Source organism: Caenimonas aquaedulcis (assembly GCF_015831345.1).
Taxonomy (GTDB): Bacteria; Pseudomonadota; Gammaproteobacteria; order Burkholderiales; family Burkholderiaceae_C; genus Ramlibacter; species Ramlibacter aquaedulcis.
Genome location: NZ_JADWYS010000001.1, coordinates 2,128,691 through 2,142,377, shown reverse-complemented (window position 1 = coordinate 2,142,377; position 13,687 = coordinate 2,128,691). Strand labels below are relative to the sequence as shown.

Genomic DNA, 13,687 nt, shown 5'->3' with positions numbered 1-13,687 from the left:
TTGCACGCCTCGATTATCGGCGAGCGCGCAGTTCAGGGATGCCAGCGCGACACCGCGGCCGGCGTGTGCACCGACCGGCTGCCGGCGAGCGCGTACGAAAGCTGGTTCGCCGCCGCCATCACGGTCTTCGCATGCTTGTCCAGCCGCGCCTTGGTGAGGCGCGCGCTCGGCCCGGAGATCGCCATCGAGCCGAGGAGCCGCCAGTTGAGGCCGAACACCGGCGCCGACGCGCTGGACACCTCCGCCTCGCGCTCGCCGATCGAGACGTGAAAGCCGCGTTCGCGGATCTCCTCGTACACCTTGCCCTTGGCGCCCGAGAACGCGAGGATCACGCGGCCCGGCGCGCCCTTGTCGAGCGGCAGGCGTTCGCCGATGCGCACGTGGTGCCGCACCGCCTGCGGCCCCTCGACGCGGGAGATGCAGGCGCGGGTGTCCCCTTCGCGCACGTAGAAGGACGCGCTCTCGCCGGTGAGGCGCGAGAGTTCGCGCAGGCTCGGCTCCACGACGTTGTTCACGTCGAAGCCCGCCTGGTAGCGCGCGCCGAGCCAGCCCGTGGCGGGGCCGAGGCGCCACTGGCCGTCCTCCGTCTGCACCATGTAGCTGGATTTCGCGAGCGTGCGCGCGAGCCGCAGCGCGGTGGTCTTGTGCATGCCGGCGCGCCGGCTGAGTTCGGCGAGCGACAACGTCGATTCGCCCACGTGGAAGGCTTCCATCAGCGTCAGCGCGCGGGTGACGGCGGTGACGCCGCCTGCTTCGGGGGTGTCGGCGGGGGCTGGGTCGGTGTTTCGCACAGTGAACCGGGGGGCGTGGAATGAAACGCCATTGTATCGGGTGGAACACGGGTCTACAGTCATGCCCATCCCCCGCCATCCGTTGCGAGGGCCACCTCCAAGGAGACATCCCATGCTGTTCACCCGCCGTCTCGCGCTGGGCGCGATCCTCACCGCCACGCTCGCCACGAGCGCCTTCGCCGACACCTATCCCGGCAAGCCCATCCGCCTCGTCGTGCCCTTCCCGGCGGGCGGCGGCACCGACATCATCGCGCGCGACGTCGCGAACAAGGTGACCTCGTTCACCAAGTGGAATTTCGTCATCGACAACAAGCCGGGCTCCGGCGGCAACCTGGGCATCGACGCGGTCGCCAAGGCGCCGGCCGACGGCCTGACGCTGGTGCTCGGGCAGACCAGCAACCTCGCGATCAACCCGACGCTCTACAGCAAGCTGCCCTACGACCCGCTAAAAGACCTGACGCCCATCACGCTCGTCGCGAGCGCGCCGCTCGTGCTGGTGGTCGCCGCCGACTCGCCGTACAAGACGCTCGCCGACGTGGTCGCCGCGTCCAAGGCCAACCCGGGCTCGATCAACTTCGCCACGTCGGGCAACGGGACGGTGGCGCACCTCGCGACCGAGCTCTTCCAGAAGGAAGCGAAGATCAAGCTCACGCACATCCCCTACAAGGGCGCCGCCCAGGGCGTGACGGACGTGATCGGCGGCCAGGTGCAGCTGTACATGTCGTCCATCCCGACGCTCATCGGCCACATCAAGAACGGCAAGATGCGCGCGATCGCCGTGACGTCGAAGAAGCGCGTCAACGACCTGCCCAACGTGCCGACCATCGCCGAGTCCGGCTACAAGGGCTTCGAGGCAGTGACCTGGTTCGGCATCCTCGGCCCGGCCAAGCTGCCCAAGGACATCACCGCGCAGCTGAGCGCCGAGTTCAACAAGGCCCTGCACTCGGCCGACCTGCAGAAGCGCCTGGGCGACCAGGGCGCCGACGTCGAGGGCAGCACGCCCGAACAATTCGCGAAGCTGATCCAGTCGGACATCGTGCGCTGGGGCAAGGTCGTCAAGGAATCCGGCGCGAAGGTCGACTGAGGCCTGCGTCCCCACACCCAAGGAAACACCATGAGTTCACCCGACATCATCAAGGACTTCGCGCGCGTTCCCGCCGCCGTCGTGCAGGAAGCCTCGCAATACCAGCCCGCCATCCTCGCCGACGTCGCCGGGCGGCGCGGCGCGCTGCACGGGCGCATCAGCGCCCTGCGCCCCAACATGCAATTCGCCGGCAGCGCGCTGACCGTGGACGTGCGTCCCGGCGACAACCTCATGATCCACGCCGCGATCTCGCTGGCCAAGCCCGGCGACGTGCTGGTGATCGACGGCAAGGGCGACCTCACGGCCGCGCTGATGGGCACCATCATGATGAATGCGTGCAAGCAGGTCGGCATCGCCGGCGTCGTGATCGACGGCGCGGTGCGCGACACGCTGGAGATCGAGGATATGGGCTTCCCGGTCTTCGCCGCGGGCTTCAACCCGAACGGCCCGACCAAGCTCGTGCCGGGCCGCATCGGTCACCCGGTGACCGTCGGCGGCGTGGCGGTGCGGGCCGGTGACTTCGTCATCGGCGACGCCGACGGCGTGGTCGTCGTCGAGCGCGAGAAGATCGAGTCGCTGCTGCCCCTGGCCGCGAAGAAGGTCGCCGACGAAACCGCGCGCATTGCAGCCATCAAGAAGGGCGACACCGCCGCCAAGTGGCTGGTGCCCGCGCTGGTCGCGGCGGGCGTGCTCAGGCAAGGCGAATCCCTGTGAAAGTCCTCGTCACCGCCGCCGACCTGGCGCCGCAGGCCCTCGCACTGCTGGGCGACTACGAGGTTGTCTATGCCGGCAAGACGCCGACGGAGCAGGACATCGTCGACCTGTGCGCGGCGCACGACCCGGTGGGCATCATCGTGCGCTACAGCAAGGTGGGCGCCGCGGCGATGGACGCGGCGAAGTCCCTGCGCGTGATCTCCAAGCACGGCAGCGGCACGGACACGATCGACAAGGACGCCGCCGCCGCGCGCGGCATCGAGGTGCGCGCAGCCGCCGGTGCCAACGCGGCAGCGGTGGCGGAGCATGCGCTCGCTTTGCTGCTGGCCTGCGCGAAGTCGGTTCCGCAACTCGACGCGCGCATGCGCACCGGCCACTGGGACAAGGCCACGCACAAGAGCATCGAGCTCGAGGGCAAGACCGTCGGCCTGGTGGGCGTCGGCGCGATCGGCGCGCGCTTCGCGAAGATGGCCATCGCGATGGGCATGAACGTCGTCGCGTTCGACCCCTATGCGAAGGAATTCCCGCCCGGCGTTCGCAGCGTGACGCTGGAGACGCTCTGGCGCGAGTCCGATGCAATCTCCCTGCACTGCCCGCTGACCGCGGACAATCGCGGCTTGCTGAACGCGGCGACGCTTGCGCAATGCAAGCGCGGCGTGATCGTCGTCAACACGGCGCGCGGCGGGCTCGTGGACGAAGCCGCGATGCTGGACGCCGTGCGCAGCGGCCAGGTGGGCGCGGCCGGGCTGGACAGCTTCGCGCAGGAGCCGATGGTGGCCGGGCATCCGTTCGCCGGCGAGCCGCGCATCATCCTCAGCCCGCACGTCGGCGGCGTCACCGGCGAGGCCTACGTGAAGATGGGCGTGGGCGCGGTGCAGAACCTGAAGCAGGTGGTGGAGCAGGGGGCATCCAGGCGCGTGGCCTGAAGGAGGGGGCGGGGCCGTGCAAAATGGCGGCTCCACTTTTTTCCTCGGGAAGCGCGACATGCAGCAACGTCCCCTCGGCCGCTCGGGCATCATGGTTTCGCCGCTGTGCTTCGGCGGCAACGTGTTCGGCTGGACAGCCGATGAAGCCACCTCCTTCTCGCTGCTCGACGCCTGGGTCGACGCGGGCTTCAACTTCATCGACACCGCGGACGTCTATTCGCGCTGGGCGCCTGGCCACACCGGTGGCGAGTCCGAATCGGTGATCGGCCGCTGGCTCAAGAAGAGCGGCAAGCGCGACAAGGTCGTCATCGCCACCAAGGTCGGCATGGACATGGGCGACGGCAAGGTGGGCCTCGCACCGAAGTACATCGCGCAGGCCGTGGACGATTCGCTGCGCCGCCTGCAGGTCGACCGCATCGACCTCTACCAGGCGCACAAGGACGACGAGGCCACGCCGATGGAGGCGACGCTCGAGGCGTTCGCCGGCTTGATCCACCAGGGCAAGGTGCGCGCGCTCGGTGCGTCCAACTACAGCGCGGCACGGCTCGCGCAGGCCATCGAGATCAGCCGCAGCCGCAGCATGCCGCGCTACGAGACGCTGCAGCCCCTCTACAACCTGTACGACCGCGCGGTGTTCGAGAAGGACCTGCAGCCGCTGTGCGTGAAGGAGGGCATCGGCGTCATCAGCTTCTATGCGCTGGCGGCCGGCTTCCTCTCGGGCAAGTACCGCACCGCGGGCGACGCCGCCAAGAGCGCCCGGGGCAAGAACACGGTGGCCAAGTACCTCAATGAGCGCGGCCTGAAGGTGCTGGCGGCCTTGGACGAGGCGGCGCAGCGCACGAACAGCACGCCCGCGCGCGTGGCGGTGGCCTGGGTGATGGCGCAACCGGCGATCGCCGCACCCATCGCGAGCGCGACGTCGCTGGAGCAATTGGGCGAGCTGGCCAGGGCGGCGGAACTGGTGCTGGATGCCGAGACGCTGGCGCTCCTGAACCGGGCCAGCGAGGAGGCCTGAAACCCCTGCTATACTCACGGGCTCAGCGGCTGTAGCTCAGTTGGATAGAGTACTTGGCTACGAACCAAGGGGTCGTGGGTTCGAATCCTGCCAGCCGCACCAGATGTCACCCCCCGGTAATCGAAAGGTTCCGGGGGGTTTTCTTTTGGCCCGCGGCATGAACGCCTCCACGCTTTTGTGCGCCGTCCTGCCGTCCCAAGAGCCATCGGCTGACAGAGCCGTGTACCCGGTGTTTCTATCGTTGCATCACCCGGCCCGGTGCGGTCGAAAAGGAATGAAGATGTCACCGAAGATTCCTGGTGGGCGGCCCGCCCGTCCCATCGAAGACGCTACGCGGCGTACCGAGCAGGTCCAGAAAGACCTGGCCGTGTCCAGCGCCGACCTGCACCTGACCAACACCATCCTCACGCACAGCCTGCCCGATCCGCTGAAGAAGGTGGAAGTGCGCAAGGCGCTGGAGCAGAACGTGGCGGTGGAAGAGAAGGTGGCCGAGGCTGCCGAGGAACTCGCCGAAGTCACCGAGCTGCTGCACGAGGAAGTCGCGCAGCGCCGTCACCTCGAGCGGCAGCTGCACCAGCGCGGCGCCTGACCGCGCTACGCGCTCAGGCTTCGGCCTGGGCCTGCGTGCCGGCCTTGGCGTGCAGCTGCGCGACGCGGAAGCACTGGTGGGCGCAATAGTCCACCAGCGCATCGATTTCGGTGGACTTGTCGAACACCGCATCCACACCCAGTTGCGCGCACCGCTTGCGCACGCTGGCGTTGATGTAGTTGCTGAAGACAATGACCTTCTGGTGGGGCTTGCGATCCACGATCCGCTGGGCGAGGTGGATGCCGCTGCCCTGCTTGAGGAACAGGTCGACGATCAGGACGTCCCAGCCGTCCGCGTTGGCTTCCATCCACGCCAGGGCTTCGTCCTCCGTCGCGCTCGTTCCCGTCACTTTCACGCAGGTCAGCTCTTCCAGAGTCCCGATCAGGTTCTCGCGGATGGTCGCGTTGTCCTCGACGATGAAGGTTTGCAGGTGCACGGGGCGGGGCAGGGCAGGTGGAGGGGTGATAGGGGCGATGGCGGGTGTCGGGGTACAAGACCAATGTAAGCGCGGCAGTTCCAGGATATCAGGGGGCAGGGCCCGCGTTCGGGTGTAGGACCGTGCCTACCGCCTACACAGCCCGACCATCGCCGCATAAGATGGCGCACCCATGCACACCATCGATCGTCCCGGACAGGCCGAACCCGGCAAGCTCCAGCAGGCCGAGACCCTGCTGCAATTGCTCGAGCGCACCGCCTTCATCGGCGTGTGGACGCTCGACCTTCCCGGCGACCGGCTCGAGTGGTCGGAGCAGCTCGCCCGCCTGCACGAAGCGCCTGCGGGCTACAGCCCCTCGCGCAAGGACGCCTACCAGCACTACGCCCCGGAGTGGCGCGACGCGATCGCCCGGCTGGTGCACGCCTGCATCGCCGACGGCACGCCCTTCGACGAGGAAATGCAGGTCATCACGCAGTCCGGCCGCCGCGCGTGGGTGCGCACGGTCGGCCAGGCGGTCCGCGACGACGAAGGCCGCATCGTGCGGGTCGAGGGCGCGGTGCAGGAGATCGCACCGCACAGGCACCGCCTGGGCACGCTTTCGCGGCATACGGTGAGCATGGGAGGCGCGATGGGCAGCGGGGAGGCCTTCGCGACGATCGACAAGGAGGGCCGCTTCACCTACGTGAACGAGCAGGCGGAACTGCTGCTTGGCCGGCCCGCGCCGCAATTGCTCGGGCGCATGATCTGGAACACCTTCCAGAAGACGGTGCGCCTGCGGCTGGAGGAGCAGTTCCGCCGCGCGATCCGCCAGGGCAACCTGCTGGAGACCGAGGAGCTCGACGCCAGCCTGTCGCGGCGCATCGAGGCGCGGGGCTATCCCTTCGGGGCGGGGCTCGCGGTGCACCTGCGCGACGTGACGGAGCGCCACCAGTCCCAGGAACACCTGCGGCTGCTGGAAGGCAGCATCGCGCGCCTGAACGACATCGTCATCATCACGGAGGCCGGGCCCTTCAGCGCGCCCGGCCCGCGCATCGTGTTCGTCAACGAGGCGTTCGAGCGTCGCACCGGCTACACGCCGCAGGAAGTGATGGGCAAGACGCCCCGCCTGCTGCAGGGCCCGAACACGCAGCGCAAGGAGCTCGACCGCATCCGCGCGGCGATGGAGCAGTGGCAGCCGGTGCGCGTGGACCTGATCAACTACAAGAAGAACGGGGAGCCCTTCTGGGTGGACCTGGAAGTCTCCCCGGTGTGGGACAAGGAGCGCCGGCTCACGCACTGGGTGGCGGTGGGCCGCGACATCACCGAGCGCAAGATGGCCGAGGAGAAGATCCAGTACCTCGCCTTCTACGACGCGCTCACGCAGCTGCCCAACCGGCAGCTCCTGCTCGACCGGCTGGAGCGCGCGCTGTCCGACCCGGACCGCTCGCACGAAGGCGCGCTGATGTTCATCGACCTGGACAACTTCAAGGTGCTCAACGACACGCTGGGCCACCAGAAGGGCGACCAGCTCCTGCAGCAGGTGGCCGAGCGCCTGCGCTCGTGCGTCGCGCGCGGCGATACGGTGGCGCGCCTGGGCGGCGACGAATTCGTGATCCTGCTGGAAAACAGCGGGACCAAGCCCTTCCGTCCCGCGGAGGGCGCGCGCATCGTGAGCGAGCGCATCCTCGCCAAGCTCGGCGAGCCCTACCTGCTCTCGGGCTACCTGCACCACAGCACCTGCAGCATCGGCGTGACGCTCTTCGGGCGCACCGTGCCGCTGTCGGTGAGCGAGCTGCTCAAGCAGGCCGACCTCGCGATGTACCAGGCCAAGGCCGCCGGCCGCAATGCGGTGTGCTTCTTCGATCCGGAGATGCAGGCCACCGCCACCGAAAACGCGGCCCTCGCCACGGACCTGCGCCAGGCGTGGCGCGAGGGGCAGTTCCTCATCGACTACCAGCCGCAAGTCGGCGCCGACGGCCGCATGACGGGCGTGGAGGCGTTGCTGCGCTGGCGGCATCCGCAGCGGGACATGGTGCCGCCCTCGCACTTCATTTCGACGGCGGAGGAGACCTCGCTCATCATCCCGATCGGCCACTGGGTGCTTCAGCAGGCCTGCGCGCAGCTGGCCGAGTGGTCCAAGCGCGAGGATCGCAAGCATTTGAGCATCGCGGTGAACGTGAGCGTGCGGCAGTTCCGCCACCCGGACTTCGTCGACGAAGTGATGACGGTCGTGCGCGAATCGGGCATCGCGCCGCACAAGCTGAAGCTGGAACTGACCGAGAGCCTGCTGGCCGACGGCATCGAGGTGACCGTCGCGAAGATGGGCAACCTCAAGGCGATGGGCGTGACGCTGTCCCTGGACGATTTCGGGATGGGGTATTCATCGCTGTCCTACCTGAAGCGCCTGCCGCTCGACCAGCTGAAGATCGACCGCGAATTCGTGAAGGACATCCTCACCGACGCGAACGACGCCGCGATCGCCAAGACGATCATCGGCCTGGCGCAGAGCCTGGGGCTCGGTGTGATCGCGGAAGGTGTGGAGACGCCGGAGCAGCGCGCGTTCCTCGCGAAGCAGGGCTGCGACGAGTTCCAGGGCTTCCTGTTCTGCAAGCCCCTGCCGATCGAGGAGCTGGAGTCCTTCATGGACTCGCTGGAATCCGGCGCGGCCGTCTAGACCGGCGCGATCTGCAGCGGCGCGGTGGCCACCGCGCGCGGCATGCGGATCGAGATTTCGTCCGGGCCGCGCACCAGTTCCACCTGCTCGGAGACAGCCAGTGCCTGCACGTCCGCCCAGTCGAGGTGGCGATAGCTCGGCTCGATCACCAGCGGTTCGGCGGCGTCTTCCAGCGGCGTCACGCGCACGGTGATCTCCGCGGCGCCGTTGCGGATCTCGGCTTTCACCGTCACTTCGCAGGCGCCGGAGGATGCGTCGGTCAGCGAGATGAGCGATGCGATCACCAGGTTGCGCAGCGCGATGCGCCACACCTGGAAATCGGCGTTGGTGAGTTCACGCGTGACCTGGAAGCCGCGGAAGTTGAAGTTGCTCGCGAGCAGCGACAGGCATTCCTCGATGCCCTGGTCCAGCTTGATGCTCACGTCTTCGCCCGGCTCGAACCAGGTCGCGACCTTGATGCAGCTCGCGACCGCATCGCGCGCCAGGCGATTGAGCTTGGAGATGCTGGTCTGGAAGTCGGCCGGCGTGTCGGTGCCGCGCTCCAGCCGTGCATTGAGCACCTCGGCCATCATGGAAATCGCCTGCAGGTTGACGACCATGTCGTGCTTGAGCACGGGGCCGAGCCGCCGCAACACACCGTAGCGCGCGGCTTCGGCTCCCGTTCGGGGCTTGCGGGCGGCGGAGGCCGTGAAGGGGATGGTGTCGTCGGATGCGGTCAAGATGAGCCATTGTTCACCCGAAGCTCAAGCATGTCCGTAGGAGGGCTCGCATGCGGCTGTAGGACAAGCACGGTGGCGCCGCCGTGGCTATGCTTGCGGCCATGAGCAAGGCATTCACCCGGGAAACGGACGGCGACGAGGACGACGAGGAAGCCTCCCTGCCGCCGCTCCCCGGGGGCGGCAAGAACTACATGACGCCCGCGGGATACGCCCGGCTGCGCGCCGAATTGCTGCAGTTGATGGACGATGAGCGCCCCAAGGTCGTGGAAGCCGTGCACTGGGCCGCGAAAAACGGCGATCGCTCCGAAAACGGCGACTACATCTACGGCAAGAAACGCCTGCGGGAGATCGACCGGCGCATCCGGTTCCTGACCAAGCGCCTGGAGATCGCCGAAGTGGCCGACCCGGCGGTGCACCATGGAAGCGACCAGGTGTTCTTCGGCGCCACCGTCACCTATGCCGAGGAATCGGGCGTGGAGCGCACCGTCACCATCCTGGGCATCGACGAAGCGGACAGCACGCAGCAGCAGGTGAGCTGGATTTCCCCGATCGCGCGCGCGATGTTGAAGGCGCGTGAAGGCGACGTGGTGAAACTCGTCACCCCGCTGGGGGCGCAGGACATCGAGATCCTGAAGGTCGACTACCCGCCGCCCGGCCGCACGCGCTGAACGCGCATGACGGCGGGGGTGCGCCGCAGGGTGCGGATCACGGCGTCCAGGTGGGCGAGGTCGCGCACGGCGACGATGAAGCGCATGTCGGTCGCGTCCTGCGCGCGGTCGTCGCCCATGTCCACGTGCGCGATATCGGCCTCCGCATTCGCGAGTGCCGCCGCGACCCGGGCGAGCGCGCCCTTGCCGTTGACCACGGTGACGAGCAGGCTGGTCTCGAAGGGCCGCACCGGCTCGTCGGACCACTCGACGCTGATGAAACGTTCGCTGTCCTTGTGCTGCAGGCGCTTGGCGACCGCGCAGTCTTCGGTGTGCACGACGAGGCCTTCGCCGCGCCCGAGGTAGCCCACGATCGGGTCGCCCGGGACGGGGCGGCAGCAGGTGGCGAACTGCACCGAGGCATTCTCGCTGCCGTCGAGCACGACCTCGCCCTGCGAGACGTTTTCGTGCGCGGTGTAGCGCTCGCGCGTGATGAGCAGCGTGTCCGGCTTCTCGCCGCGCTCGGCCAGCATGGTGACGAGCCGCTTGGCGACGATGCTCGCGATGCGCTTGCCCAGGCCGATGTCGGTGAGGAGTTCCGCGCGGCTGCGGCTGCCGGTGAAGCGCAGCAGCTTTTCCCAGAGGGAGTGGAACTCGGGTTCGTCGGACGGCAGCTTCTCGAGGCCCTCCGCGCGCAGCGCCTGCGTGAGCAGTTTCTCGCCGAGGTCCTGCGATTCCGCCTGCGCGAGGGTCTTGAGGTGGTGGCGAATCTTGGACCGTGCGCGGCCGGTGCGCACGAAGCCCAGCCACGCGGGGTTCGGCGTGGACACCGGCGCGGTGACGACTTCCACCACGTCGCCGTTTTTCAGCTCGGTGCGCAGCGGCACCTGCATGCCGTTGATGCGGGCGGCCACGGTGCGGTCGCCGATGTTGCTGTGGATCGCGTAGGCGAAATCCACCACGGTCGCGCCGCGCGGCAGCGCCATGATCTGGCTCTTGGGCGTGAAGACGTAGACCGCATCCGGAAAGAGGTCGATCTTGACGTGGTCCCAGAATTCCGCGGCGTCGCGCGTCTCGTGCTGGATGTCCAGCAGCGACTGGAGCCACTTGGTGCCCAGCCGGTCCGCGCCGTCGCCGTCCTGCGAGCTCGCCTTGTACAGCCAGTGCGCGGCCACGCCGGATTCGGCGACGACGTGCATCGCTTCCGTGCGCATCTGGAATTCGACGTTGACGCCGGCCGGGCCGACGAGCGTCGTGTGCAGCGACTGGTAGCCGTTGACCTTGGGGATCGCGATGTGGTCCTTGAATTTGCCCGGCACCGGCTTGTACATCTGGTGCAGCAGGCCGAGCGCGGTGTAGCAGTCGAGGAGCGATGGCACGATCACGCGAAAACCGTAGATGTCGGTGACCTGCGCGAAGGACAGGTGCTTCTCGTCCATCTTGCGGTACACCGAGTACAGCGTCTTCTCGCGGCCCGCGATGCGCACGTCGATCCCGGCGGATTCGAAAGCCGCCTCCACCTCGCGCTGCACTTTCTGGATCAGGTCGCGGCGGCGATTGCGGGCCTTCGTCACGGCCTTGCTGAGGATGTTGTAGCGCCACGGCCGCAGGTGGCGGAACGCGAGCTCCTGCAGTTCGCGGTAGGTCTGGTTCAGGCCGAGGCGGTGCGCGATGGGCGCGTAGATTTCCAGCGTCTCCGACGAGATGCGGGACCACTTCTCGCGCGGCACGTCTTCCAGCGTGCGCATGTTGTGCGTGCGGTCCGCGAGCTTGATGAGGATCACGCGCACGTCGCGCGCCATCGCAAGCAGCATCTTGCGGAAGGACTCCGCCTGGCTTTCCTCGCGCGTGTTGAACTGCAGCTTGTCCAGCTTGGTGAGGCCGTCCACCAGTTCGGCGACCGGCGCGCCGAAGCGTTCGATCAGCTCCGGCTTGGTGACGCCGCAATCCTCGATCGCATCGTGCAGCAGGGCGGCCATGAGCGCCTGCGCATCGAGCTTCCATTCGGCGCACTGGGCGGCGACCGCGATCGGGTGGGTGATATAGGGCTCTCCGCTCGCGCGCAGCTGGCCGAGATGCGCCTCGTCGGCAAAGCGGTAGGCCTTGCGCACGAGCTCGATGTCGGACGCGTCCAGGTAATCCAGGCTCGCAGTCAGCGCGGCGAAGCTCGCGGCCGCGGCGTTCGCGGCGGCAGGGCTGGGCATGGTGGCCGCCGGCGGCTTCTTGCCTTTGCCCTTGCCCGATGGAGTTTGGAGGACCGCGCTCATGTCCTTAATGTAGCGTGCGCTCGGACGCAGTGCGCCCATCAGCGAAAAAGCACCGCTCAGCGGTGCTTTTTCTGTTCGTGAACCACCGCGGAACCGGCTTTGCCGGGCCGCTGGCGGTGCCCCCTTGAGGGGGAGCCGTCCTCAGCCGGGGACTTTCTTGAGCATTTCCAGGCCGATCTTGCCTTCGGCGATTTCGCGCAGGGCGGTGACGCCGGGCTTGTTCTTGCTTTCGATCTTGGGGGCGTGTCCCTGGCTCAGCATGCGAGCTCGGTAGGTCGCGGCCAGCACGAGCTGGAAGCGGTTCGGGATCTGCTGCAGGCAATCTTCGACGGTGATACGGGCCATGAAATAACTCCTGGACTCAGAGGATGTGGAGGGCTTTGAAGGTGTCGGCCCGGGCGCGGCGCTGGGCGGAGAATTTGAGCCGCTGGGCATGCACGATCGCTTTCAGGTCGAAAAGCGCTCGCTCAAATAACTCGTTGATTATAACGAAATCGAACTCCGGGGCTTGCTTCATCTCTTCGGCGGCGTTGCGCAGCCGCAGTTCGATGACGTCGGGGGCGTCTTCGCCGCGCCGCTCCAGCCGGGAGCGGAGTTCCTCCCAGCTCGGCGGCAGGATGAACACCAGCACGGCATTGGCGAAGATCCGCTTGATGGACAAGGCGCCCTGGAAGTCGATTTCCAGGATCACGTCGGCGCCCTGGGCGATGCGCTCCTCGATCGCCTTCTTGGACGTGCCGTAGCGCTGCCCATGGACGAAGGCCCATTCCACGAAGCCGTCGGCCAGCACGAGCGCATCGAATTCCTGCGGGGAGACGAAAAAGTATTCGCGCCCGTGCTTTTCCTGGCCGCGCGGCGGGCGCGTGGTGTGGGAGACGGAGGGCTGAACGCGCGAGTCGAGCTCGAGCAGGGCTTTCACGAGGCTGGACTTGCCGGCCCCGCTGGGCGCTGCGACGACGAAGAGATTGCCGGGGTAGTCCATGGGAGGGCGAATCTTAACAGTCGGATTTCGCGACTTCGAGGCGGGGCGAGCCAAAACAAAGGGGCGCCGGAGCGCCCCTTTTGGATCGAAATTCGTCTCAAGAGTAGGAATACATGATCGTATAGGGGATGACTTGCGAGGGATAGCCGGGGATGACGTAGGTCAGCGTGGCGGAAATGCTTCCGGATGTCCCATTGAAGCTGCAGCTGTTGATGGTCAGCGACCCGCCACCCTGCTCGCCGATGCTGGTAAATGTCGTGTCGGAAGTCAGCCCCGAGCAGAAGTCGACTTCGGTGGTCGGCGCCGGGACGCTGCCCACCTGGATCGTGCTGCTGAAGCCTTGCACAGTGACAGTCACCGTCAGGGTCTTGTTGCCGCCGAGGCCGCTATCGATGACCAGGCCCGGAAGGAAGTTGGTGACGACGCCCTGGTATGCGGGATTGGCCAGTGTGCCGAAGCCCGTGCCCACGACGTAGATGCCGTTTTGCGTGTAACCGAGGCCCGCCACGATCGCGACGCCCAGGTACATGTTCGTTTCCGGATAGAAGCGGAAGGCGAACGCGCCGTAGCTCTGCGTCTGCTTGTGGCCGGTGAAGTAACCGGGATAGGCGGATTCCGCGGCGTTCAGGAGCTGCTCGGCGGCCTGCGCCGGGGTGACCGATGCCGCATGGGCGTCGGCGTGCTGCTTGACGGCGGCGAACTTTTCGGCCGACAGGGATGCAGCTTGCTCGCTGCCGCCGCCGCAACCGGCGAGTAAGAGGCTTGCCGCAGCAAGCGCCAGGAACAAATGACGTGCGAACAAGGCAAACCCCCAGTAGTTGAGCCGCTGAGGGTAACTGAGGAGTTACAACTGAACAAGATGGT

Annotated in this window: 14 protein-coding genes and 1 tRNA gene; 8 read left to right on the top strand and 7 right to left on the bottom strand. The window is 67.3% G+C overall.

Annotated features, from left to right (window positions below; genetic code table 11):
- Positions 1-32: 32 nt before the first annotated feature.
- Positions 33-791: an IclR family transcriptional regulator gene (locus tag I5803_RS10300; protein WP_354001646.1), complete on the bottom strand. Its 759-nt coding sequence runs from the start codon at positions 789-791 to the stop codon at positions 33-35.
- Positions 792-903: 112 nt separating this feature from the next.
- Here I5803_RS10300 and I5803_RS10295 point away from each other — a divergent pair, with 112 nt between their 5' ends.
- The 6 genes from I5803_RS10295 (at position 904) to I5803_RS10270 (ending at position 5,119) form a co-directional block, all read left to right on the top strand.
- Positions 904-1,875, top strand: coding sequence for a Bug family tripartite tricarboxylate transporter substrate binding protein (locus I5803_RS10295; protein ID WP_196986276.1), 972 nt, complete (start codon positions 904-906; stop codon positions 1,873-1,875).
- Between the two features lie 30 nt (positions 1,876-1,905).
- Positions 1,906-2,589 carry an RraA family protein gene (locus I5803_RS10290; RefSeq protein WP_196986275.1) on the top strand — a complete coding sequence of 228 codons (684 nt, stop codon included), beginning with the start codon at positions 1,906-1,908 and terminating at the stop codon, positions 2,587-2,589.
- The gene (locus I5803_RS10285) at positions 2,586-3,515 is read left to right on the top strand and encodes an NAD(P)-dependent oxidoreductase (RefSeq protein WP_435520849.1); all 930 of its coding nucleotides are present in this window, start codon (positions 2,586-2,588) and stop codon (positions 3,513-3,515) included. Before I5803_RS10290 ends, I5803_RS10285 begins: the two co-directional genes overlap by 4 nt.
- Before the next feature lie 58 nt (positions 3,516-3,573).
- Positions 3,574-4,530, top strand: coding sequence for an aldo/keto reductase (locus tag I5803_RS10280; RefSeq protein WP_196986274.1), 957 nt, complete (start codon positions 3,574-3,576; stop codon positions 4,528-4,530).
- Positions 4,531-4,555: 25 nt separating this feature from the next.
- Positions 4,556-4,632, top strand: a tRNA-Arg gene (locus tag I5803_RS10275).
- 178 nt (positions 4,633-4,810) lie between these two features.
- Complete coding sequence (locus I5803_RS10270; RefSeq protein ID WP_196986273.1) at positions 4,811-5,119, top strand: hypothetical protein; 309 nt, start codon at positions 4,811-4,813, stop codon at positions 5,117-5,119.
- Between the two features lie 13 nt (positions 5,120-5,132).
- On the opposite strand, the gene I5803_RS10265 is transcribed toward I5803_RS10270, so the two are convergent.
- Positions 5,133-5,555, bottom strand: a complete 423-nt coding sequence (locus tag I5803_RS10265) for a response regulator (RefSeq protein ID WP_196986272.1) — start codon at positions 5,553-5,555, stop codon at positions 5,133-5,135.
- A gap of 172 nt (positions 5,556-5,727) precedes the next feature.
- Here I5803_RS10265 and I5803_RS10260 point away from each other — a divergent pair, with 172 nt between their 5' ends.
- A complete protein-coding gene (locus I5803_RS10260; RefSeq protein ID WP_196986271.1) occupies positions 5,728-8,208 on the top strand; it encodes a sensor domain-containing protein in 2,481 nt (826 codons plus the stop codon).
- Here the strand turns inward: I5803_RS10260 and I5803_RS10255 are convergent.
- Positions 8,205-8,927, bottom strand: a complete 723-nt coding sequence (locus tag I5803_RS10255; RefSeq protein ID WP_196986270.1) for a hypothetical protein — start codon at positions 8,925-8,927, stop codon at positions 8,205-8,207. The two genes, I5803_RS10260 and I5803_RS10255, sit on opposite strands and share 4 nt — an antisense overlap.
- 101 nt (positions 8,928-9,028) lie before the next feature.
- On the opposite strand from I5803_RS10255, the gene greB reads away from it, so the two are divergent.
- A complete protein-coding gene (gene greB / locus I5803_RS10250; RefSeq protein WP_196986269.1) occupies positions 9,029-9,595 on the top strand; it encodes a transcription elongation factor GreB in 567 nt (188 codons plus the stop codon).
- On the opposite strand, the gene I5803_RS10245 is transcribed toward greB, so the two are convergent.
- The 4 genes from I5803_RS10245 to I5803_RS10230 all read right to left on the bottom strand — a co-directional run bounded on the left by I5803_RS10245 (position 9,568) and on the right by I5803_RS10230 (position 13,625).
- Positions 9,568-11,841, bottom strand: a complete 2,274-nt coding sequence (locus I5803_RS10245) for a RelA/SpoT family protein (RefSeq protein WP_196986268.1) — start codon at positions 11,839-11,841, stop codon at positions 9,568-9,570. The genes greB and I5803_RS10245 overlap by 28 nt on opposite strands.
- A 141-nt stretch (positions 11,842-11,982) precedes the next feature.
- On the bottom strand, positions 11,983-12,186 hold the full coding sequence (gene rpoZ / locus I5803_RS10240) for a DNA-directed RNA polymerase subunit omega (RefSeq protein ID WP_093162973.1): 204 nt from the start codon (positions 12,184-12,186) through the stop codon (positions 11,983-11,985).
- Between the two features lie 16 nt (positions 12,187-12,202).
- A complete protein-coding gene (gene gmk, locus I5803_RS10235; RefSeq protein ID WP_196986267.1) occupies positions 12,203-12,823 on the bottom strand; it encodes a guanylate kinase in 621 nt (206 codons plus the stop codon).
- Between the two features lie 97 nt (positions 12,824-12,920).
- Positions 12,921-13,625, bottom strand: coding sequence for a hypothetical protein (locus I5803_RS10230; protein ID WP_196986266.1), 705 nt, complete (start codon positions 13,623-13,625; stop codon positions 12,921-12,923).
- Between the last annotated feature and the right edge of the window lie 62 nt (positions 13,626-13,687).

Bases quoted from the DNA above. Each gene is read 5' to 3' on its own strand.
- I5803_RS10280 (WP_196986274.1), top strand. From the start codon at position 3,574: ATGCAGCAACGTCCCCTCGGCCGCTCGGGCATCATGGTTTCGCCGCTG.
- greB (WP_196986269.1), top strand. From the start codon at position 9,029: ATGAGCAAGGCATTCACCCGGGAAACGGACGGCGACGAGGACGACGAG.
- I5803_RS10290 (WP_196986275.1), top strand. From the start codon at position 1,906: ATGAGTTCACCCGACATCATCAAGGACTTCGCGCGCGTTCCCGCCGCC.
- I5803_RS10260 (WP_196986271.1), top strand. From the start codon at position 5,728: ATGCACACCATCGATCGTCCCGGACAGGCCGAACCCGGCAAGCTCCAG.
- gmk (WP_196986267.1), bottom strand. From the start codon at position 12,823: ATGGACTACCCCGGCAATCTCTTCGTCGTCGCAGCGCCCAGCGGGGCC.
- I5803_RS10295 (WP_196986276.1), top strand. From the start codon at position 904: ATGCTGTTCACCCGCCGTCTCGCGCTGGGCGCGATCCTCACCGCCACG.
- I5803_RS10270 (WP_196986273.1), top strand. From the start codon at position 4,811: ATGTCACCGAAGATTCCTGGTGGGCGGCCCGCCCGTCCCATCGAAGAC.
- I5803_RS10245 (WP_196986268.1), bottom strand. From the start codon at position 11,841: ATGAGCGCGGTCCTCCAAACTCCATCGGGCAAGGGCAAAGGCAAGAAG.
- rpoZ (WP_093162973.1), bottom strand. From the start codon at position 12,186: ATGGCCCGTATCACCGTCGAAGATTGCCTGCAGCAGATCCCGAACCGC.